Annotated in this window: 21 protein-coding genes; 9 read left to right on the forward strand and 12 right to left on the reverse strand. The window is 60.1% G+C overall.

Annotated features, from left to right (window positions below):
- Nucleotides 1–55 precede the first annotated feature (55 nt).
- Nucleotides 56–1,252 (reverse strand): class I SAM-dependent rRNA methyltransferase, encoded by a 1,197-nt coding sequence (locus KGB25_RS00805; protein WP_008026111.1) that lies wholly within the window; start codon nt 1,250–1,252, stop codon nt 56–58.
- A 316-nt stretch (nt 1,253–1,568) separates the two neighbouring features.
- Between KGB25_RS00805 and KGB25_RS00810 the strand changes: the two genes are divergently transcribed.
- From KGB25_RS00810 to KGB25_RS00820, 3 genes are read left to right on the forward strand one after another with little or no spacing between them, the layout of a single operon-like run.
- Entirely contained in the window at nt 1,569–2,384 is an 816-nt protein-coding gene (locus tag KGB25_RS00810; RefSeq protein WP_192227639.1) for an HDOD domain-containing protein, read from the forward strand.
- 29 nt (nt 2,385–2,413) lie between these two features.
- Nucleotides 2,414–3,226, forward strand: a complete 813-nt coding sequence (mutM, locus tag KGB25_RS00815) for a bifunctional DNA-formamidopyrimidine glycosylase/DNA-(apurinic or apyrimidinic site) lyase (protein ID WP_008026119.1) — start codon at nt 2,414–2,416, stop codon at nt 3,224–3,226.
- Between the two features lie 53 nt (nt 3,227–3,279).
- Entirely contained in the window at nt 3,280–3,603 is a 324-nt protein-coding gene (locus tag KGB25_RS00820) for a multidrug transporter (RefSeq protein WP_223434042.1), read from the forward strand.
- Between the two features lie 109 nt (nt 3,604–3,712).
- Here the strand turns inward: KGB25_RS00820 and KGB25_RS00825 are convergent, their stop codons facing one another.
- From KGB25_RS00825 to KGB25_RS00845, 5 genes are all read right to left on the reverse strand, one after another.
- Complete coding sequence (locus KGB25_RS00825; RefSeq protein ID WP_003195146.1) at nt 3,713–3,964, reverse strand: YfhL family 4Fe-4S dicluster ferredoxin; 252 nt, start codon at nt 3,962–3,964, stop codon at nt 3,713–3,715.
- Nucleotides 3,965–4,151: 187 nt separating this feature from the next.
- On the reverse strand, nt 4,152–4,631 hold the full coding sequence (gene coaD / locus KGB25_RS00830) for a pantetheine-phosphate adenylyltransferase (RefSeq protein WP_003177462.1): 480 nt from the start codon (nt 4,629–4,631) through the stop codon (nt 4,152–4,154).
- 115 nt (nt 4,632–4,746) lie between these two features.
- Nucleotides 4,747–6,342: a GMC family oxidoreductase gene (locus tag KGB25_RS00835; protein WP_223434043.1), complete on the reverse strand. Its 1,596-nt coding sequence runs from the start codon at nt 6,340–6,342 to the stop codon at nt 4,747–4,749.
- A gap of 133 nt (nt 6,343–6,475) precedes the next feature.
- Nucleotides 6,476–7,021 carry a twin-arginine translocation pathway signal protein gene (locus KGB25_RS00840; protein ID WP_192227538.1) on the reverse strand — a complete coding sequence of 182 codons (546 nt, stop codon included), beginning with the start codon at nt 7,019–7,021 and terminating at the stop codon, nt 6,476–6,478.
- A 28-nt stretch (nt 7,022–7,049) separates the two neighbouring features.
- Nucleotides 7,050–8,480: a coniferyl aldehyde dehydrogenase gene (locus tag KGB25_RS00845; protein WP_008040788.1), complete on the reverse strand. Its 1,431-nt coding sequence runs from the start codon at nt 8,478–8,480 to the stop codon at nt 7,050–7,052.
- Between the two features lie 146 nt (nt 8,481–8,626).
- On the opposite strand from KGB25_RS00845, the gene KGB25_RS00850 reads away from it, so the two are divergent.
- Nucleotides 8,627–9,298, forward strand: coding sequence for a TetR/AcrR family transcriptional regulator (locus tag KGB25_RS00850; protein WP_008026133.1), 672 nt, complete (start codon nt 8,627–8,629; stop codon nt 9,296–9,298).
- Between the two features lie 33 nt (nt 9,299–9,331).
- A complete protein-coding gene (locus KGB25_RS00855) occupies nt 9,332–10,186 on the forward strand; it encodes a sulfurtransferase (RefSeq protein ID WP_223434044.1) in 855 nt (284 codons plus the stop codon).
- A gap of 95 nt (nt 10,187–10,281) precedes the next feature.
- Here KGB25_RS00855 and KGB25_RS00860 read toward each other — a convergent pair whose 3' ends face one another.
- From KGB25_RS00860 to KGB25_RS00885, 6 genes are all read right to left on the reverse strand, one after another.
- Complete coding sequence (locus tag KGB25_RS00860) at nt 10,282–11,109, reverse strand: AraC family transcriptional regulator (RefSeq protein WP_192416707.1); 828 nt, start codon at nt 11,107–11,109, stop codon at nt 10,282–10,284.
- A gap of 4 nt (nt 11,110–11,113) precedes the next feature.
- Nucleotides 11,114–12,112, reverse strand: a complete 999-nt coding sequence (locus KGB25_RS00865; protein WP_008026140.1) for a hydrolase — start codon at nt 12,110–12,112, stop codon at nt 11,114–11,116.
- A 186-nt stretch (nt 12,113–12,298) separates the two neighbouring features.
- Nucleotides 12,299–13,531 (reverse strand): M16 family metallopeptidase, encoded by a 1,233-nt coding sequence (locus KGB25_RS00870; protein ID WP_223434045.1) that lies wholly within the window; start codon nt 13,529–13,531, stop codon nt 12,299–12,301.
- A 148-nt stretch (nt 13,532–13,679) separates the two neighbouring features.
- The gene (gene rsmD / locus KGB25_RS00875) at nt 13,680–14,294 is read right to left on the reverse strand and encodes a 16S rRNA (guanine(966)-N(2))-methyltransferase RsmD (RefSeq protein ID WP_008040791.1); all 615 of its coding nucleotides are present in this window, start codon (nt 14,292–14,294) and stop codon (nt 13,680–13,682) included.
- On the reverse strand, nt 14,294–15,784 hold the full coding sequence (locus KGB25_RS00880; RefSeq protein ID WP_223434046.1) for a M16 family metallopeptidase: 1,491 nt from the start codon (nt 15,782–15,784) through the stop codon (nt 14,294–14,296). The genes rsmD and KGB25_RS00880 overlap by 1 nt, the downstream gene beginning before the upstream one ends.
- On the reverse strand, nt 15,777–17,132 hold the full coding sequence (locus KGB25_RS00885; RefSeq protein ID WP_008040793.1) for a M16 family metallopeptidase: 1,356 nt from the start codon (nt 17,130–17,132) through the stop codon (nt 15,777–15,779). Before KGB25_RS00885 ends, KGB25_RS00880 begins: the two co-directional genes overlap by 8 nt.
- A 343-nt stretch (nt 17,133–17,475) precedes the next feature.
- Here KGB25_RS00885 and ftsY point away from each other — a divergent pair, with 343 nt between their 5' ends.
- The 4 genes from ftsY to rpoH all read left to right on the forward strand — a co-directional run bounded on the left by ftsY (nt 17,476) and on the right by rpoH (nt 21,626).
- The gene (ftsY, locus tag KGB25_RS00890) at nt 17,476–18,972 is read left to right on the forward strand and encodes a signal recognition particle-docking protein FtsY (protein WP_223434047.1); all 1,497 of its coding nucleotides are present in this window, start codon (nt 17,476–17,478) and stop codon (nt 18,970–18,972) included.
- A complete protein-coding gene (ftsE, locus tag KGB25_RS00895) occupies nt 18,969–19,640 on the forward strand; it encodes a cell division ATP-binding protein FtsE (RefSeq protein WP_008026149.1) in 672 nt (223 codons plus the stop codon). Before ftsY ends, ftsE begins: the two co-directional genes overlap by 4 nt.
- Nucleotides 19,637–20,659: a permease-like cell division protein FtsX gene (gene ftsX / locus KGB25_RS00900; protein ID WP_008026150.1), complete on the forward strand. Its 1,023-nt coding sequence runs from the start codon at nt 19,637–19,639 to the stop codon at nt 20,657–20,659. The genes ftsE and ftsX overlap by 4 nt, the downstream gene beginning before the upstream one ends.
- A gap of 112 nt (nt 20,660–20,771) precedes the next feature.
- Nucleotides 20,772–21,626, forward strand: a complete 855-nt coding sequence (gene rpoH, locus KGB25_RS00905) for an RNA polymerase sigma factor RpoH (protein ID WP_007897890.1) — start codon at nt 20,772–20,774, stop codon at nt 21,624–21,626.
- Nucleotides 21,627–21,647: the final 21 nt, after the last annotated feature.

A 21,647-nucleotide genomic window follows, 5' to 3' on the forward strand; every position in this document is an offset into this window, starting at 1 on the left:
GTTATCGTTGACGACCATCGCGAGCAGGGCTCGCTCCTACAGTCGTTCCGAGCGGTTAGCTGTTTGGCAGCAACCGGCAGGTGATGCTCTTGATGTAGCGGGTTTCAGCAATCGCCGGGTGTACCGGATGATCCGGACCCTGACCGCCACGTTCCAGCATCTGGATGTTGCGATCCAGGTGACGGGCGCTGGTCAGCAGGATGTTCTGCAGGTCATCTTCCGGCAGGTGCATCGAGCACGAAGCGCTGACCAGGATGCCGTCTTTACTGAGCAGGCGCATGGCTTGCTCGTTCAGGCGACGGTAAGCGCCTTCGCCGTTTTTCATGTCTTTCTTGCGCTTGATGAACGCCGGCGGGTCGGCCACGATCACGTCGAAGCGTTCTTCGCTGGCTTTCAGTTCTTTCAGCGCTTCGAAGACGTCGCCTTCGAGGCAGGTTATTTTTTCAGCGAAACCGTTCAGCGCGGCGTTGCGCTCGACGCCGTCGAGGGCGAAGGCGGAAGCATCGACGCAGAACACTTCACTGGCGCCGAATGCTGCGGCTTGCACGCCCCAGCCGCCGATGTAGCTGTACAGGTCGAGGACGCGTTTGCCTTTGGCGTACGGGGCCAGGCGTGCGCGGTTCATGCGGTGGTCGTAGAACCAGCCGGTTTTCTGGCCCTGAATGACCGGTGCTTCGAACTTCACGCCGTTCTCTTCCAGCGCGACCCACTCCGGCACCAGGCCGAACACGGTTTCGACGTAGCGGTTGAGGCCTTCGGCGTCGCGGGCGGCGGAGTCGTTCTTGAACAGAATGCCGCTTGGCTTGAGCACTTGGGTCAGCGCCGCGATCACGTCGTCTTTATGCGCTTCCATGGTTGCCGAAGCGATCTGCACCACGAGGATGTCGCCGAAACGGTCGACCACCAGGCCTGGCAGCAGGTCGGAATCGCCGTAGACCAGGCGATAAAACGGCTTGTCGAACAGGCGATCACGCAGGGACAGAGCGACGTTCAGGCGGTGCACCAGCAGCGATTTGTCCAGCGGCAACTTGACGTCGCGCGACAGCAGGCGGGCGCAGATCAGGTTGTTCGGGCTCATGGCAACGATGCCCAGCAGCTTGCCGCCGGCAGCTTCGAGGATCGCCTGATCGCCGGCCTTGAAGCCGTGCAACGGGGTGGCGGCCACGTCGATTTCGTTGCTGTAGACCCACAGGTGGCCGTTTCGCAGGCGACGGTCGGCGTTGGCTTTGAGGCGCAGGCTAGGCAGGGACATGACGTCGCTCCGGAAAAAAGAGCGGGAGTATAGCGTGTTGAAGGTGGTGGCGGGCCGGGTGGGCGATGAAACGCTGATGACGCCTTCGCGGGCAAGCCTCGCTCCTACAGGGGGACGCATTCCAAATGTAGGAGCGAGGCTTGCCCGCGAAGGCAATTTCAAATGCTCCACGGAAATGAAACTTTGGCCGATGTTGCCCGCCGGTGTGTCGGATCCAACTTTATAAAGGTTAGAATCGGCGCCTGTCCCAGAGTGTGTACTTATGTCCCAAGAGCTGACCACCGAACAGATCCAACAGTCCCTGCAAGGCATCAGCGTGCCGGCCCAGCCGCAGATCATGGTGGATCTGCAGATGGAGCAGTACATGCCCGACCCGGATCTGGAAGTGATCGCCAAGCTGATCTCCCAGGACCCGGGCCTCTCTGGTGCCCTCCTGAAAATCGTCAACTCGCCGTATTACGGCTTGAGCAACAAGATCGCCTCGATCCAGCGTGCAGTAAACCTGCTGGGCAGCCGTTCGATCATCAACCTGATCAACGCGCAGTCGATCAAGGGTGAAATGAACGATGACACCATCGTTACCCTGAATCGTTTCTGGGACACCGCTCAAGACGTGGCGATGACCTGCCTGACCCTGGCCAAGCGCATCGGCGTCCAGGCCGGCGATGAAGCGTACGCCCTGGGCCTGTTCCACGACTGCGGCGTGCCGCTGATGCTGCAGCGCTTCCCCGACTACATGACCACGCTGGAAGAAGCCTACGCCAGCGCCAGTGCCGAATGCCGCGTGGTGGACACGGAAAATCGGGTGTTCAATACCAACCATGCGGTGGTGGGTTATTACACGGCCAAATCCTGGCGCCTGCCGGAGCATGTGAGCACGGCGATCGCCAATCACCACAATGCGCTGGCGATTTTCAGCGATGAGTCTTCGCGCAACAGCCAGCTGAAAAACCTGTTGGCGATCCTGAAAATGGCCGAGCACATTTGTGCGTCTTACCGGGTACTGGGCAACCAGAACGAGGACCATGAATGGAACACCATCGCGCCGCTGGTACTCGATTACGTGGGCCTCTCGGACTACGACTTCGAAACCCTCAAACAAACGATTCGCGACCTCGGCACTCACCGCTGAGTGCCGTCAGCGCCTGATTCGAGAGCACCATGCCTGAACTGCCGGAAGTCGAAACCACCCGCCGCGGTATTGCGCCGTACCTGGAAGGCCAGCGCGTCAGCCGGGTGATCGTGCGTGACCGTCGCCTGCGCTGGCCGATCCCTGAAGACCTGGATGTGCGGCTCTCCGGCCAGCGTATCGTGCTGGTTGAGCGGCGCGCCAAGTACCTGCTGATCAACGCCGAAGTCGGCACGCTGATCAGCCACTTGGGCATGTCGGGCAATCTGCGCCTGGTGGAAGTCGGCCTGCCGGCCGCCAAGCATGAGCATGTGGATATCGAGCTGGAATCGGGCCTGGCCCTGCGTTACACGGACCCGCGACGGTTCGGCGCGATGCTCTGGAGCCTCGATCCGCTCAACCATGAATTGCTGATTCGCCTGGGGCCGGAACCGTTGACCGACCTGTTCGACGGCGAGCGCTTGTTCCAGCAGTCTCGCGGGCGTTCGATGGCGGTCAAACCGTTCATCATGGACAACGCAGTGGTGGTCGGCGTGGGCAATATCTATGCGACCGAAGCGCTGTTTGCGGCCGGTATCGACCCGCGTCGCGAGGCCAAGAGCATTTCCCGGGCGCGCTATTTGAAATTGGCGATCGAGATCAAACGCATCTTGGCCGCCGCCATCGAGCGCGGCGGTACGACGTTGCGCGACTTTATCGGCGGCGACGGTCAGCCAGGTTATTTCCAGCAGGAATTGTTCGTGTACGGCCGTGGCAGTCAGCCGTGCAAGGTCTGCGGAACAGAGCTGCGGGAAGTCAAACTCGGGCAGCGCGCCAGCGTCTTTTGCCCGCGCTGCCAGAGCTGATATTCCTGCGGTCTATAGTCAGTGTTCTCACTGCCTAGTCGAAGGACTGTGCCATGAACCTGTTCCGAACCCTTGCCGTGGTTTTGCTGCTGAGTGCCGGTGCGCCAGCGCTGGCAGCCAATACCGGCAGCGGCGACCCGCGCTACACCATCCAGAATCCCCCGGCGTACGCCATGCTCGGCGACTTGCTGATTGCCCGACCCTTGCTGGTCGTGGCAACGGTGATTGGCGCGGGGGCGTTTGTGGTGTCGTTGCCGTTTACCGCGCTGGGCGGCAATGTCGGCGACGCGGGACAGGCGTTGGTGGTCGACCCGGCGAAAGCGGCGTTCGTGAGGTGTCTGGGGTGTATCGGGGAAGGGTTTGAGCAGCGGGAGTGAAGCCTAAAAGCTTCGCGGGCAAGCCTCGCTCCTACAGGTTTACGAAAATACCGCGAACCTGTAGGAGCGAGGCTTGCCCGCGAAGGCGTCCTCACAGACGCCTCATGGCTCACGCCTTACCGGTAATCTTCCGGTACTTCTCCATCAACTGCTCTTCAGTCTCTGGATGCGCTTCGTCCAGTGGAATGCAATCCACCGGGCACACCTGCTGGCACTGAGGTTCGTCGTAGTGGCCGACACACTGGGTGCACAGGTTCGGGTCGATCACGTAGATCTCTTCGCCTTGGGAAATGGCGGCGTTCGGGCACTCGGGTTCGCAGACGTCGCAGTTGATGCAATCGTCGGTGATGATCAGGGACATGCTAACTCCAGCCGGGGCGGCAGGCCCGGGCGCTAAAAACCAATGCGCAATTGTGCCGCATTGGAGAGCGCAGTGCACGCGGGCGCGACGTTCTGTAGGAGCCGGCTTGCTGGCGATAGCAACACCGCGGTCAGTCTGAGACATCGCAGCGGTCCTATCGCCAGCAAGCCGGCTCCTACAGTCGGTGTTATTTTTTAAATCGAAGTGTCAGGGCATCCGCCACCGCAGGGTGGACGAACTTGGTGATATCGCCGCCCAACGCCGCGATTTCACGGACCAGCGTCGAGGAAATGAACGAATAGCGCTCGGACGGTGTAAGAAACAGACTTTCCACATCCGGCGCCAACTGACGGTTCATGTTGGCCAGCTGAAATTCGTATTCGAAGTCCGAGACCGCGCGCAAACCACGCAGGAACACGTTGGCATTCTTCTCTTTGGCGAAATGCGCCAACAGCGTCGAAAAGCCGACGACTTCTACGTTCGGCAGATGTTTAGTGACCTCGCGGGCCAGCTCCACACGCTGTTCCAGGGGAAACAACGGGTTTTTCTTCGGGCTGGCGGCGACGGCGATGATCACATGATCGAACAGGCGCGCGGCGCGTTCGACCAGATCGCCATGGCCCTTGGTAATAGGGTCGAAGGTACCTGGGTACAACACTCGGTTCATCGCGTCGTCCTGGCGGGAGTCCGTTGGGGAGTCGGATGGTATCGCAGCCTTCCCGGTCGGCCAAGTCGCCTGTTGGGTAAGAAAGCACTATAGACGATAGGAATATTCGCTCTTTTCATGGGTTTTTCAAACGTTCGGCCAACGAAGTCGCCAGTTGCGCCGTCAGCCCGTAGACCGACAATTGCGGGTTTGCGCCAATGCTGGTGGGGAACAGCGAGCCGTCATGGATCGACAGGTTGCTGAGCTGATGGTGCCGACCGAGGCTGTCGGTCACGGCGTTTTTCGGGTCTTCGCCCATGGCGCAACCGCCCATCACATGGGCACTGCCCAAGCGTGTGCGATACAACTCAAGGCTCAGGCCGTCGATCAGCGTGCGCGCCTCGGCCAGGGTTTTCACATAGCGCGCATCGGCGTGCATCGGCATCACGGCGTTGGCGCCGCCGGCGAACTGGATCTCGGCCATGCTGTGGAAGGCGCGGCGCAAACCGTCCCAGGCGTAGGGTGAAACCTGATAATCGAGCACGGGCGTGTTGTCGCCGCGCAATTCGACGCTGCCACCGGGACTGTCCGGGTGAAAGCCATCGCGCAGCAACGCCAGCATGGCGTGGGTATGCGGCAGGTTTTCCATGTGTCGGGCGCTTTCCTGGCCAAAACCGCCGAGCAATGTTGCCGCCAGCGCCGGGTGCAGGGGGGGCACTTCGAGTTTGTAGGCCATCGGGCCGGTGGTGCCGTCCTTCCATTGGAAATGGTCGGAATAGATCGACTGCGGCGCCCCGTAGAATGGGTTGATCACCTCGTCGAACAGCCCGGCGGACATGTTCACTAAATGCAAGAAGGTGCGCTTGCCCAGACGTTTGTGCGGATCGGGCGCGTCGGAACGCAACAGCAACGCGGGGCTGTTGATGCCGCCACCGGCCAGCACGTAATGCAGCGCCTTGACCGTGATCGTCTTGCCCGTGGGCGCGACGCAGCGATCATCCATCGCCATGCATTGCAGGCCGGTGATCTTGCCGTCCTTGATCATCAGTTTCTCGGCGCGGGCCAGGTAAAGCAGCTCGCCACCCTTTTCCAGGCTTGCCGGGATCGTCGTGACCATCATCGATTGCTTGGCGTTGGTCGGGCAGCCCATGCCGCAGTAGCCAAGGTTCCAGCAGCCGCGCACGTTGCGCGGGATCACGTGCCAACTGTAGCCGAGCTGCTCGCAGCCTTTGCGAATCACATCGTTGTTGGCGTTCGGCGGGACCATCCAGGGTGCGACGCCCAGACGTTGCTCCATTTTCTCGAACCAAGGCGCCATCTCGGCCGGGCTGTGGCCTTTGACGTTATGCTCCCGGGCCCAGTGTTCGAGCGTCGGCTCCGGCGTGCGGAAACTCGAGGTCCAGTTGATCAGCGTGGTGCCGCCCACTGCGCGGCCCTGAAGGATGGTGATCGCTCCGTCCTTGCTCATGCGGCCGATGCCTTCCTGATAGAGGCTGGTGTAGGCCTGGTCTTCAAGCATCTTGAAGTCGCTGCTGGTCTTGAGCGGACCTTCTTCGATCAACAGCACCTTGTAGCCGGCGTCGCTGAGGATTTCAGCAGTGGTGCCGCCGCCCGCGCCGCTGCCGATGATCGCCACGTCCGCTTCGAGGGTCAGGTCCTGGGTCAGTTGCGAGCCGTTGTGGGTTTTCCAGCCACGGGCCATGCCTTCGCGGAACGGATCGGGTACGGGCATATTCGGGTTCTCTTGTTTTTATATTGTGAAATGTGTCGTTCATCAGGCCGCCTTCGTGGGCAAGCCTCGCTCCTACAGGGGGCGCGCGATCCCTGTAGGAGCGAGGCTTGCCCGCGAAGGGGCCAACTCGGTCTCAAACCGTAGGCGGCCCGGGATACCCACAATGCGCCCACGACTCAGCCCGGCTGTACCACGCCATCATCACCAGTTGCAGCAACGAGCTATGCCCCATGCGCAACAGACTCAACGAGCTGTTTTCCCAGCGATCAAGAAAGTGCCGGATCTCATCGGCACTGGCGTTTTCCCAACTGCCCCAGATCCCGGTCAGCGGCCCACGAGTCACGGCCATCCCCAGCACATCGAACAACTGCTGAGTGAGCTTGAGCATTTCCGGCGACAGGTGATTCAGGCCGTTATCCAGGCAGTGCAGGGTCTGGTCGAGTGCCATCGGCATTTTCCCGGCGACCACGGCGCCATCGAGCATCACCGGAATCAGTGCCCGCAAAAACAACAGATCGCCGCTGCGCAGGATCGCGAAACCGCTGGCCGGGATGCTCGACGAACACCCGCTGAGGCTCGCGCCGAGTCCGGCGGTGGCAAGAAACGCGCTCGCGCCAAGGCTGAATTTAAGCAGGCCGCGCCGTGACAGCGCGGGTGTATCGGACAGGCTAGGGCTCATTATTGTTATTACCCGGCGGTGAAGGTCGTTAGCGGATAAACAGCTTCTGGATCAGTTTCTGAATGGTTTTTCCGTACGGCGGGTAGATCAGTTTCGCCGCGTTGAAACGCTGTTTGATCAGCACACCTTTGGCCTTGCTGAAGGTCAGGAAACCTTCGTGGCCGTGGTAATGGCCCATGCCCGAGGGGCCGATGCCACCGAAGGGCATGTCGTCCTGCGCGACGTGCAGCAACGTGTCGTTCAGGCACACGCCTCCGGAATGGGTCTCGTGCAGGACGCGGTTTTGTTCGCGCTTGTCGTAGCCGAAGTAATACAGCGCCAGCGGACGAGGTCGCTGGTTGATGTAGGCAAACGCTTCATCCAGATCCTTGTACGGAACGATCGGCAGCAGCGGACCGAAGATTTCGTCCTGCATCACCATCATCTCGTCGGTGACGTTCAGCAGCAGGCTATGGCTCATGCGCCGGCCCTGGCCCTGGTCGAACAGCGGAATCAGCAGCGCGCCCTTGCTGGTGGCGTCGCTGATGTAGCCGTTGAGCCGGGCCAGTTGTCGGTCATTGATGATCGCGGTGTAGTCCGGGTTGTCAGCCAGTGTCGGATAAAACCCGCGAACCGCCTGACGGTAGGCTTCGACGAAAGAACCCACGCGGTCTTCCGGCACCATTACGTAGTCCGGGGCGACGCAGGTTTGCCCGGCGTTGAGCGTCTTGCCGAACGCAATGCGTTCAGCGGCGTCCTTCAACGGCACATCACGAGAGACAATGGCCGGGGACTTGCCGCCCAGTTCCAGCGTTACCGGCGTCAGGTTCTCGGCCGCCGCGCGCATCACGTGTTTGCCGATACTGGTGGCGCCGGTGAACAGCAGGTGATCGAAACGCAGGCGGGAGAACGCCACGCCGATATCGGCCTCGCCGAGCACCACGCAAACCAGGTCTTCGGGGAAGATCCGGCCCAGCAATTCCTTGAGCAACAGACCGGTGGCGGGGGTCGATTCGCTGAGTTTGAGCATCACCCGATTGCCCGCCGACAACGCGCCAACCAAAGGGCCGATGGCCAGAAACAGCGGGTAATTCCACGGCACGATCACCCCGACCACGCCCAGCGGCTGGTAAACGACTTTCGCCGAGGCCGGCTGGAAGGCCACGCCGACCTTGCGCCGCGAAGGTTTCATCCAGCCTTTGAGGTGCTGGCTGGCATAGTGAATGCCGTGCAGGCTGGGCATCAGTTCGGCGAGCAGGGTTTCATCGGCGCTGCGGTGGCTGAAGTCCTGGCTGATCGCATCGATCAGGGCCTGACGTTCATTGCTCAACAAATCGCGCAGGGCTTTGAGCCATTGAAGTCGTTGGGCAGCGGGCGGCATCGGGTTGGCAGCATAGGCTGCGCGCTGGTCGTCGAAGCGGTTTTGAAGTTCCTCCAGGGGCTGCTGCAGCTTCTGCAGGTAGGCGATGTCAGCAGTCATGGTCGGCTCCGGATTTATTGTAGTTAAGAACTTTTTAGAGTCTATACTCTATAAAGTCAAATGAGATCCTGACATCGCGTTGTTTTATCCGCTCGCGGTTAGGTCGTAAGATGCCCCTCAACGCACTCTGAATTAAAGCTCAAGCCATGGCCCCTCGGATCAAAACCAGCGAGCGCATCGTGCAGAACAGCCTGGAGCTGTTCAACCAGCAGGGTGAGCGCAGCATCAGCACCAACCACATTGCTGCCCACATGGACATTTCTCCGGGCAACCTCTACTACCACTTCCCCAACAAGCAGGCGATCATCGCCGTGCTGTTCAGTGAGTACGAAAGCCTGGTGGACAGCTTCCTGCGCCCGCCCCAAGGGCGCGCCGCGACGGTTGAAGACAAGCGCTTCTACCTTCAGGAGTTGCTGGCGGCGATGTGGCGCTACCGGTTTTTACATCGTGATCTCGAGCACTTGCTCGACAGCGATCCGGAACTGGCTGCCCGTTATCGGCGCTTTTCCCAGCGTTGCCTGATCTATGGCACGCACATCTACGCGGGATTCGTCGAGGCCGGCATCCTGTCCATGGATAAGGTGCAGATTGAATCCCTGACGCTCAATGCGTGGATCATCCTCACGTCCTGGGTGCGTTTCCTGTGCACCACGCGGGAAAATTCCAACCACCTGAGCGAACAGGCGATCAAACGCGGCGTGTATCAGGTGCTGGTGCTGGAGGCCGGTTTTGTCACCGATCAGTCTCGCGATGCGGTGAACGCGCTGTACGAGGAGTTTTACGTGCCGCTGGCCCAGGCGCTGGAAGAAGTGCAGTAGGATTCAAAATCGACCATCTCACAGGAGCCCGTTATGCCCATTGCGCAACTGATCAGCCCGCAAGCACTGGACCTGAAAAAGGACCCGCCGGGGTTGGTGATTCTTGATTGTCGTTTTGCCCTCGAAGACCCGGACTACGGCCAGCGCAGCTATGCCGAAGGGCATATCGCCGGGTCGAGCTTCGCCGATCTTGAGCGTGATTTGAGCGGGGCGGTGGTCAAGGGCGTGACCGGGCGTCATCCGTTGCCGCAACCTGCGGACTTGATCGAACGCCTGCAAGCCTGGGGCATCAATGCCGACAGCGATGTGGTTTTGTACGACGACGGCCCCGGTGCCTACGCGGCGCGGGCGTGGTGGTTGCTGGCCTGGCTGGGCAAGCGTGACGGCGTGTTTATCCTCGATGGCGGGCTCAAGGCCTGGCACGCGGCGGGTTTGCCCTTGAGCCTTGATGCGCCCGGTATTGAACGTGGCACCTTCGCGGGAACGCCGGACAATACGCTGCTGTTGAACGCCGAACAGCTTCAGCACCGTCTCGGCCAGCCCGATTTGACCTTGCTCGATGCCCGCGCCTTGCCGCGCTTCAAGGGTGAAGTGGAGCCGATCGACCCGATTGCCGGGCACATTCCCGGCGCGCAATGTGCGGCATTCACCGACAACCTGGGCAGCGACGGGCGTTTTCTGCCGTCCGATCAGCTCAAGCAGCGCTTTGCCGCGAAACTCGGTCAACGTTCGCCGACCGATCTGGTGGCGTATTGCGGTTCCGGCGTGACGGCGTGCCATAACCTGTTCGCCTTGTGCCTCGCGGGATATCCCTTGGGTTCGTTGTATGCCGGCTCGTGGAGCGAATGGATCAACGACCCCGCGCGTGGAATCGCCACCGGCGAATAAACACAAATCCCCTGTAGGAGCCGGCTTGCCGGCGATGAACGATGACGCGGTCTGCCTGAAATACCGCGGCGCTTCTATCGCCAGCAAGCTGGCTCCTACAGGAGTGCTCTGCGATACGCCCCCGGCCCCACCCCGTAAACCTGCTTGAACTGTCGGCTCAGATGGCTCTGGTCGGCAAACCCCAATTGTGTCGCCACTTCCAACGGCAAACAGCCGCCCTGCAACAACGCCCGCGCCCGAGCGATGCGTTGCTGCATCAACCAGGTGTGCGGTGGCATGCCGGTGGCGCTGCGGAACACCCGGGCGAAATGAAAGGGCGACAGATTGACCGCTGCCGCGAGCTCTTCCAGCGACGGCGGCGCCGCTAATTGCGCTTGCAGCAGTTCCTTGGCCTGCGTCACTGCCCGGTGTTCCTTGCCGGGTTTGCCGGCATCCGGAACGGCGGCGTGACGTTGCAGCAGCGACAACATCATCTCTCTCCAGGCTGTCTGCTGTTGCAGGGCGGTGGAGGGCGTTTCAAGTAAACGATGCAGTTGGCAGAAGCCCTTCACCAGATCCGGATCGCGATACAGCGTGGCGCCAAATGCCGGCAGGTTATGGGTCGGCAGTTCCAGCTCATCGAGCAGTGACAGAATCTGCCCGCTGTCGGGATAAAACGCCCGGTACAACCAACCGTCTTCCGTGCCTTTGTGGCCGGTGTGCAACTCGTCGGGGTTGATCAAAACAAGCGTGCCGCTGCCCGCCAGGTGTTCGGCGCCGCGATAGCGGTAACGCTGGGCGCCGGCCATGATCATGCCGATCACGTAACCGTCATGCACGTGCGGGGCGAAACGGTGTTCGATGTAGCGTGCGGACAACAACTCGACCCCGGCCAAAGGCGCCGTTTGCCAGAAACGGATCGACTCGCCCTGATCGATGTCCATCGGTTTACCCGCGACCTGCAGCGGCCAGCCACTGCGGGATGCGCCGTTCCAGGTAGTAACCCGGCTGCCGGAACGAGCCATCGACGAAGCCGACATGCCCACCCTTGGCTTGCAGTTCGAATTGAGTGCTGGCGGACAGTTCCTCGGCCTGCGGCAGGCTGTGCGGAAATACAAACGGGTCGTCGGCGGCCTGAATGATCAGCGTCGGCGTGCGGATTTCGCCCAGAAAGTAGCGGCTTGAGGCGCGGCGATAGTAATCCTGCGCATCGGTGAAACCGTGTAGTGGCGCGGTCACCCGGCCATCGAAATCCCAGAACGTGCGCATGTTTTCCAGCGAACCCAGCGCGGCCAATTCCGCCAGACCATCCTCGCGCCCGTCATGCTGGAACTGCCGCTGCTTGTTCTTGATGTAGGCGACCATCTCGCGCATGAAGTGCGCCTGGTACACCTTCGAAAAACCCTGGCCGATACGATCTGCGCACTGATCGAGCCGAAACGGCACCGACACCGCCACGGCACCGAGCACGCCACTGTCGCTGCCGGTCTCGCCCAAGTGTTTGAGCAAAACATTGCCGCCGAGGGAATAACCGACCGCATACAGCGGCGCGAGCGGCCGTTTGGCCCGCAGGTGCTTGATGGTTTCGGCCAAATCTTCACTGGCGCCGGAATGGTAGCTGCGCGGCAACAGATTCGGTTCACCCGAGCAGCCGCGCCAGTTCAGCGCGACGCTGGCCCAGCCTTGGTCGCCCAAGGCTTTTTGCACGCCGGCCACGTAAGGCGAATTGGAAGACCCGGTCAGGCCATGCAACACCAGCACCAGCGGTGCATCGGCGCTGTGCGGGCCGTGCCAGTCCAGGTCAAGAAAGTCGCCATCTTCGAGCCACAAGCGTTCGCGTTCGCGCTCGATGTGCGTGGTTTTGCGCCAAAGCGGTCCCCACAAGGTCTGCAAGTGCGGGTTGCCGAGGCCAAAGGCAGGGGTGAAGCGTTCTGACGGAAAAGACACGATTGCTCTCGATGCAGCGGTGCGCAACCTGTGCGCACCTTTTCAGGCCGGTCGGTTAACCGGCGATCTCTGCCATACGTTGCCACAACGAGTAGTGCATCTGCCCGAATTTCTATCGGTGCTGCCTCATCTCAAGCAGGCAATGGCTAATCTATCCGATGATGTCGCCAACCGATCCGGAGCTTTTTACTGTTCCATGGGGAAAATATAACCAACTGTGGCACGCTCACGGATCAGGTAGGTCTGGGCGGCTTTCTGGATATCATCCGGGGTGACACTCTCCAGTTGCGCGATCTCAAGATCTATCAATTCCCACGGCAATCCGTTTGCAACTAAAAGTCCAATAATTTCCGACTGTCCAGAGAGTGTGTCGTTGATGTTTTTTTGTTCATTGCTGGCGTTTTCGATTGCTGCCACAAGTTCGGCCTGGGAGAACGGCGTGCGCTTAACGTCCTCCAACAACGCCCAGAAATGAGCTTCCGCTTCGCCTGGATCTCCCTCGAAATGAAAAGCAAGGCTTAGGCGGGTATCACCCCGATTGAATCGAGGCATGTTAGAGGCGGGTGGAGAAAGATGTGCCCCCGTGAACGCCGGGTCGAGGTGAGCGGAACTCAGTACTTGCAACGCCCTGAGGGAATGCGGTTCGGTTGTGGTCACTAAACTCGGTACGTTGAAGATGATCAACATCAGGGGGCGTTTAGTATCCAGGTGCTGTGTTATTTGGCGATATCCGGGTTCTGACGGCCCAAGGATAAAGGGACGGTCTGGTACATCGCTTTGGGCAATGTCCCCGAAATAGTGCTCGGCAAGGCGTTTGACCTCGTCTGGTTCGACGTCTCCCGCCACAACCAGAACTGCATTGTTTGGCCCATACCAGGTTTTTTGCCAATGCCGGATTTTTTCCAGGTTTAAACGTTCAAGGCTTGCGGTCATACCCTCGGGTGACTGGTAGTAGCTCGACCCTGTTTCTATTAATGCTTCCAGTTCCGGGCTGAATAAAGTGGCTGAAATGAACGAAGACTTTTCTTTGCTTTTGAGAATACTGTCATCCCAGTGACGACGGAATACTTCGTCTGATGGCTCTTTTTTCATCACCGTGGACTGGAGTACAAAAGCCGTTTCAAGTTGTCCACGCGGCATCTGTAGCTCAATGCAAGTGCTGTCTTGTGCAGCGTAGTTAAAGTAGTCGCCGCCCACTTCCTCCACAAGGCTATGGTCATAGTCATCGACGAGTGCATTCATAACGATAGAGCTAAGATCTTGCTCATCAGGATGCTCATAGCTGGACCCGACTTTGTAGAGTAGCGTCGAGTAGAATTCGGCTTTGCGATGATCTTCGCGCACGATAACCCTCAAGCCATTATCAAGCGTGAAATCATGAGTCGGGCGGGATGGGGTTTCTTTGGTTGATGCATTCATCCGTCAACAATCCTTTGCGTCCATGCGAGTTATTTCGCACGTTCACAATGGGTTAACGCAGTAGAACCCTGCTACATGGAATGTGTTGCCGTTTGAAAAACAAGCGGAGTGGGTAACAGGATGGGCAACTTGCCCATCCCGGTGATTTTTAAGAAGGTGTTTCTATGCTTCGTTGCCACAACGAATAGTAGACGCGCCCGGATTTCTGCTCACGGTGCAGGCGCCAGTTGGCCGGCAGGCCAAGCGTCGAGGGGGCGGTTTCGCTTTCGGTGTACACCCACGCGTCGTCCGCCAGCCATTGGCGCTCTTCGAGCAGGGTGCATACGGTCGGCAACAGGTTCTGGTTGAACGGCGGGTCGAGGAACACCAGGTCGTAAGCCACTGCTGGCTGGGTTTCCAGATAGCGCAAGGCGTCGGCAGTCTGAACCTGGCCGGTGGTGCAACGCAGCGTGCCCAGATGTTCCTTCAGGCTGGACACCGCGATATTGCTCGCATCCAGCGCCTGGCCCATGGCCGCGCCACGGGACAAGGCTTCGAGAAACAGCGCGCCGCTGCCGGCGAACGGGTCGAGCACCTTGGCCCCGGCCACGTAAGGCGCGAGCCAGTTGAACAGGGTTTCACGCACCCGGTCCGGGGTCGGGCGCAGGCCCGGCGCGTCAGGGAAGCTCAACTTTCGGCTGCGCCATTCGCCGCCGATGATGCGCAGTTGGTTCACGCCGTTGTGCACGTTATGAACAGGTTTTTTTGGACGGGAAGTGGCCATTAATGCTCCGGAACCCCGAGCGGCTGCTCGGCAGGTTTATCAGTAGGGGCCGGTAACGGCTTTTGCGGCACGGTCGGGCCAGCGCTGACGATGACCATTTTGTCCGTGCTCAAGTGTTTGTTCAGTGCGGCTTTGACTTGTTCGACTGTCAGGCTCTGGGACTGCTGCATGAAGTCCTCCAGATAGCTCAACGGCAGATTGTAGAAACCCATCGCGCCGAGTTGGCCGACGATGTCGGCGTTGCTGGCGGTGGACAGCGGGAAGCTGCCGGCCAGTTCACGCTTGGCGTCGTCGAGTTCTTTTTCGGTCGGGCCGGTTTTAAGGTAGTCGGCGAGCACGTCCTGCACCAGTTTCAGCGTGCCTTCGCTCATCTCGGCGCGCGTTTGCAGGTTGATCATGAACGGGCCGCGCGCCTGCATCGGGGTGAAGCCCGAATACACGCCGTACGTCAGGCCGCGCTTCTCGCGCACTTCACTCATCAAGCGGGTGCCGAAGCCACCGCCGCCGAGGATCTGGTTGCCCATGGACAGTGCGGCGTAATCCGGATCGTCACGGTCGATGCCCAGTTGCGCGAGCATCAGGTTGGTCTGCTTGGACGGAAACTCGATGTGGCCGATGCTGGCTTTCGGTTCTTCAGGTTGCGGCAGCTTCGCCAGCGCCGGGCCTTTTGGCAGCGCACTGGAGACTTGCGCAGCAATCGCCTCGGCTTCGGCGCGGGACAGGTCCCCCACCAGTGCTATCACCACGTTGCCGGCGGCGTAGGCTTTTTCATGGAACGTCTTCAACTGAGCCAGAGTGATGGCTGGTACGGTTTTCGCCGTGCCATCGCTGGAATGCGCGTACGGGTGATCGCCGTACAAGCGGTTCATCAGCTCGATACTGGCCAGTTTGCCGGGGTTCTGTTTCTGGTATTCGAAGCCGGCGAGCATCTGGTTCTTGATGCGCGCAAACGAATCGGCGGGGAAGGTCGGTTTGCCGACAACTTCGGAGAACAGCTTCAACGCAGGCTCGCGTTTGTCGGCGGCACTGAGGCTGCGCAGCGACGCCAGTGCCATGTCCTTGAACGCACCGTTGCCAAAGTCGGCGCCCAGGCCTTCGAAGCCCTGGGCGATAGCGCCGACATCTTTGCCGGCCACACCTTCGTTGAGCATCGCATTGGTCAGCACGGCCAGGCCCGGCGCATCGCCGTCCTGGCTGCTGCCGGCGGCGAAGATCAGGCGCATGTCGAACATCGGCAACTCGCGGGCTTCGACGAACAGCACCTTGGCGCCTTCGGTGGTGTTCCAGGTTTGCACGTTGAGCGAGCGGCGGCTCGGTGCCTTGCCGTCGAGTTCGGCCAGCGATTGCAGTTTCTGGCTGGACTTGGCCTTGTCGAGGGCTTCGCTGGCGCTGGAGTGGTCGGTCTTCAGGAAATAGAAGGCAGCGGAGCCAATCAATGCGACAGCGACCAGGCCGATCAGGGCCAGACGTGGTTTTTTATGCTCACTCATGAGTCGTCTCCAGTGGCAGGACATGGGCGACGCTGAGACGTTCGCGGGTGAAATACAGCTTGGCGGCTTTCTGGATGTCTTCTGGCGTGACGCTTTCCAGTTCGGCCAGTTCGGTATCCATCAGCTTCCAGGACAGGCCGACGGTTTCCAGTTGGCCGATAGCGGTGGCCTGGCTGGTGATCGAATCGCGCTCGTAAACCAGTCCGGCAATCACTTGAGCCCGCACGCGCTCCAGCTCTTCGGCGGACGGCGCGGTGGTTTTCAGCTGTTCGAGCAGCTTCCACAAGCCGGCTTCGGCCTGGGCCATGGTTTTGTTTTTCTGGGTGTTCGGCGATGCGGACAGGGTGAACAGGCTGTCGCCGCGAGTGTAGGCGTCGTAGCTCGACGAACCGCCGGACACCAGCTCTTCGCCGCGCTCCAGTTGTGTCGGGATGCGTCCGCTGTAGCCGCCGTCGAGCAGGGCCGAGATCAGGCGCAAGGCGTTGACCGAACGCTTGTCTTCGGCAGTGGCGATGCTTGGCACGTTGAAGCCCAGCATCAGGCTCGGCAGTTGGGTCTGCACGTGCAGCGTAATCTGCCGTTCGCCGGGCTCGGCCAGTTCGACCGGTTTTTTCGCCGGTGGCACGTCGCGTTTGGCGATCGGGCCGAAGTAGCGCTGGGCCAGGGTTTTCACTTCGTCCGGCGTCACGTCGCCGACCACCACCAGCGTGGCGTTGTTCGGCACGTACCAGGATTGGTACCAGTGGCGCAGCTCCTCGACTTTCATGCGGTCCAGGTCAGCCATCCAGCCGATGGTCGGCGTGTGGTAACCGCTGGCCGGGTAGGCCATGGCCTTGAAGCGTTCGTAGGCCTTGGACATCGGCTTGTCGTCGGTGCGCAGGCGACGTTCTTCTTTAATGACTTCGATCTCGCGGGCGAACTCGTCGGCCGGCAGGCGCAGGCTGGCCATGCGGTCGGCTTCGAGTTCGAAGGCCACGCCCAGGCGGTCGCGAGCCAGCACCTGGTAATAAGCGGTGAAGTCGTCGCTGGTGAACGCGTTCTCTTCGGCACCGAGGTCCCGCAGGATCAGCGAGGCTTCGCCAGGACCGACTTTTTCGCTGCCCTTGAACATCATGTGTTCCAGGGCGTGGGACAAACCGGTCTGCCCCGGCGTCTCGTAGCTGGAGCCGACCTTGTACCAGACCTGGGAAACCACCACTGGCGCGCGATGGTCTTCGCGCACGATGACCTTCAGGCCATTGTCGAGGGTGAATTCGTGGGTGGGTTGCGGATCGGCAGCAAAGACTGAAAGTGGCAGACAAACTGTGCTGAGCAGCAGGCCTGCAGCGCGGCGGGCTAGAGCATTCATTCGTTTTTAAACCTGTTGAGCTGCCCGCTTGGTCTTAGCGTCGGCGGGCGAGAGGGTGCTAGGATACTGATCCGTTTTACTGGCGGCCACGCCTATCAGACCTTTGCGTTTGATCAGGTTGTATGGGTTTGCGGCAGAAGGTTGGAATTTATCAACTAAACTCTGCTTTTTCGCCGATTTTGCCGCGTTAGTCCTTCGTGAAATCGTTTCCGTGAGGTGCCACTTGCACCTCTACAAAATGTTGCGCGTGAACAAGCTGGGTCAATCGCAGTCTGTTCTGCATCGAATATTTATTTGCCGAGGCGCCCTTTGGCGCGTCGCTACCGTGAGATAGCCGTCCTCCATGTTTGGTTCCAACGACGACAAGAAAGCCCCAGCTGCGGCTGGCGAGAAGAAAAGCCTGTTCGGATGGCTGCGCAAAAAGCCGCAGGAAACCGTCGTCGAACAGCCACAGCCCATTCCTGAGCCAGTACCTGCGCCGGTAATAGATGAAGCGCCAGCGCCGGTTGTCCTGCCGATCTCCGAGCCGGTGCTGCAAACGCTGGTTGAGGCCGCGCCTGACGTCGTGGCTGAACAGCCGCTGACGCCTGCCGCCGAGCCATGGCTGACCTTGCCGGTAGCGGAAGAGCCGGTATCGTTGGTCGAAGACGAACTGGCGCCGCACATTACGCCGCCGATTCCTGCGCCGAGTGCGTTTTCTCCTGCGCCCGTTCAGGTGCCAGTGATTGAGCCAGTTGTTGTGGCCGAGCCTGCGCCTGTTGTTCCTGAGCCTGTGATTCCAGCCTTTGTTGCGCCGGCTGCTCCAGTTGTTCAAGCACCAGTGCCTGCGCCGGTCGTTGCTCCCGTTGCCGCCGCGCCCGTCGTGCCGGTCGAAACACCCGCCGAGCCTGTGCGTACCGAAGAAACCAAAGCCGGTTTCTTCGCCCGCCTCAAGCAAGGCCTGTCAAAGACCAGCGCCAGCATCGGCGAAGGCATGGCGAGCCTGTTCCTTGGCAAGAAAATCATCGATGACGAGCTGCTCGAAGACATCGAAACCCGTCTGCTGACCGCAGACGTGGGCGTTGAAGCGACTTCGGTGATCATCCAGCGCCTGACCCAAAAGGTTGCCCGCAAAGAGCTGGCCGATGCCGACGCGTTGTACAAGTCCTTGCAGGCTGAACTGGCGGCGATGCTCAAGCCGGTCGAGCAACCACTGAAAATCACCTCGCAGAACAAGCCGTTCGTGATCCTGGTCGTTGGCGTCAATGGCGCCGGCAAGACCACCACCATCGGCAAGCTGGCGAAAAAGCTGCAACTCGAAGGCAAGAAAGTCATGCTCGCAGCGGGCGACACCTTCCGCGCCGCCGCAGTCGAGCAATTGCAGGTCTGGGGCGAGCGCAACAAGATTCCAGTGATCGCCCAGCACACCGGCGCCGACTCGGCTTCGGTGATCTTCGACGCCGTGCAGGCCGCCAAGGCCCGCGGCATTGACGTGTTGATCGCCGACACCGCCGGTCGCCTGCACACCAAAGACAATTTGATGGAAGAGTTGAAAAAGGTTCGCCGGGTCATCGGCAAGCTCGACGCCGACGCGCCGCACGAAGTGCTGCTGGTGCTCGATGCCGGCACCGGGCAGAACGCCATCAACCAGGCCAAGCAATTCAACCAGACCGTCGAACTGACCGGCCTGGCCCTGACCAAACTCGATGGAACCGCCAAGGGCGGGGTGATTTTCGCCCTGGCCAAGCAGTTTGGCTTGCCGATTCGCTACATCGGCGTCGGTGAAGGCATCGATGACTTGCGTACCTTTGAAGCAGAACCCTTTGTCCAGGCACTGTTTGCCGAGCGGGAGCGTTCATGATTCGTTTCGAACAGGTCGGTAAACGCTACCCGAACGGTCACGTCGGCTTGCATGAGCTGAGCTTTCGAGTCCGTCGGGGCGAATTCTTGTTTGTAACCGGCCATTCCGGCGCCGGTAAAAGCACCTTGTTGCGCCTGCTGCTGGCAATGGAGCGTCCGACCACCGGCAAATTGCTGCTGGCCGGTCAGGACCTCGGCACCATCAGCAACGCGCAGATTCCTTACCTGCGTCGGCAGATCGGCGTGGTGTTCCAGAATCACCAGTTGCTGTTCGATCGCACGGTGTTCAACAACGTGGCCCTGCCGTTGCAGATTCTTGGTTTGTCCAAGGCCGAAATCGCCAAGCGTGTGGATTCGGCACTGGAGCGCGTGGCGCTGTCGGACAAAACCGATCTGTACCCCGGCGACCTGTCCACCGGCCAGCAACAGCGCGTCGGTATCGCCCGCGCCATCGTTCACCGCCCGGCCTTGCTGCTGGCGGATGAACCGACCGGTAACCTCGACCCGCGCCTGGCGGCCGAGATCATGGGCGTGTTCGAAGACATCAACCGTCTGGGCACCAGCGTGCTGATCGCCAGTCACGACCTGGCCCTGATCGCCCGCATGCGTCACCGCATGCTGACTCTGCAACGCGGCCGACTGATCGGTGACGGGGAGGCTGGGGAATGAGTGCGACACGCAGCCCTAAAGTTTCCGAACGCGTGGCGCCGAAAGCCGCCGATCCGCAACCGCAGAAGAAAAAACACGACGATGACGACGGTCCGGACTTCGCCACGCTGTTCCGCGCCTGGATAGAAAGCCATCGCGCCAGTCTGCTGGACAGTCTGCGGCGCCTGGGCAAGCATCCCATCGGCAGTTTCTTCACCTGCATGGTGATGGCGGTTGCCCTGAGTTTGCCGATGGGCCTGTCACTTTTGCTAAGTAACGTCGAACGTCTCGGCGGTTCCTGGCAGCGCGCGGCACAGATTTCCCTGTACCTGCAACTTGAGGTCAGCCCGGCTGAAGGCGAATCATTGCGCGATCAGATCAAAGGCATTCGGGGCGTAGCTGATGCCGAATATGTCGGTCGTGATCAGGCGCTGGAAGAGTTTCAGCAGCAGTCCGGCCTGGGCGAAGCGTTGAAGGAACTGCCGGAAAACCCGCTGCCAGGCGTGGTGCTGGTGACCCCGAACGAAGTCGACAAGCCCGCGCTTGAAGCATTACGACAAAAACTTTCCGAGCTGCCGAAGGTACAACAGGCGCAACTTGATCTAGTCTGGGTCGAGCGTCTGGCAGCCATCCTCAAGCTGGGTGACCGTTTTGTCTTCGGTCTGACCGTGCTTCTGATTTCTGCATTACTTTTGGTGATAGGCAATACCATTCGTCTTCATATTGAAAACCGCCGCACAGAGATAGAAGTGATTAAACTCGTCGGCGGCACTGACAGCTATGTGCGCAGGCCCTTTCTATATATGGGCGCGTTGTATGGCTTCGGTGCGGGGATACTTTCCTGGGGCGTATTGGCGTTTGGCCTGAACTGGCTGAACGAGGCAGTGGTTGGACTGGCCGGTTTGTATGGCAGTAATTTTGCGCTGGCCGGAGTGCCAGTTGCCGACGGTCTGTCTCTCTTGCTTGGCGCGGTGCTGTTAGGGTATATCGGTGCATGGATTGCAGTCGCACGCCACCTGAGGGAGCTTGCGCCTAAGTAGTATCATTTTGCTCGTATTGACCTTTCAGCGTTTATGGGAACTTGTCTTTTGGTTTCCGGTCAATTTTCGCAGTGCTGAACTGCACGAGTTTGTAAGACGGAGGTTTTTTCGTATGACCAATTCTTTGCAACCTGCATATGCTCTGGTCCCGGGTGCGAACCTGGAGGCCTACGTGCACACCGTGAACAGCATTCCATTGCTGACGCCGGAGCAGGAGCGTGAACTGGCCGAGAGTCTCTACTATGAGCAGGATTTGGGGGCGGCTCGGCAGATGGTGCTCGCCCACCTGCGTTTTGTCGTACATATCGCCCGTAGCTATTCCGGCTACGGTCTGGCTCAGGCTGACCTGATCCAGGAAGGTAACGTCGGTCTGATGAAGGCCGTGAAGCGCTTCAACCCGGAAATGGGTGTGCGTCTGGTTTCGTTCGCTGTGCACTGGATCAAGGCGGAAATTCACGAGTTCATCCTGCGCAACTGGCGCATTGTGAAAGTCGCGACCACCAAGGCCCAGCGCAAGCTGTTCTTCAACCTGCGCAGCCAGAAGAAACGTCTGGCGTGGCTGAACAACGAGGAAGTCCATCGTGTGGCGGAAAGCCTCGGCGTAGAGCCGCGGGAAGTGCGCGAGATGGAAAGTCGACTGACCGGCCATGACATGGCCTTCGACCCGGCCGCAGAAGCGGACGACGACAGCGCTTTCCAGTCGCCGGCCAACTATCTGGAAGACCACCGGTACGACCCGGCCCGTCAACTGGAAGACGCCGACTGGAGCGACAACTCCAATCACAACCTGCACGAAGCGCTGGAAGTGCTGGACGACCGCAGCCGTGACATCCTTTATCAGCGCTGGTTGGCTGAAGAGAAAGCCACGCTGCACGATCTGGCGCAGAAGTACAACGTGTCGGCCGAGCGTATTCGTCAGCTCGAGAAGAGCGCGATGAACAAGCTCAAGCTGTCGATCGCCGCCTAAGCTGCGTGAAGGCAATAAAAA

Source organism: Pseudomonas sp. BF-RE-21, from assembly GCF_019947305.1.
GTDB classification, from domain to species: Bacteria; Pseudomonadota; Gammaproteobacteria; order Pseudomonadales; family Pseudomonadaceae; genus Aquipseudomonas; species Aquipseudomonas migulae.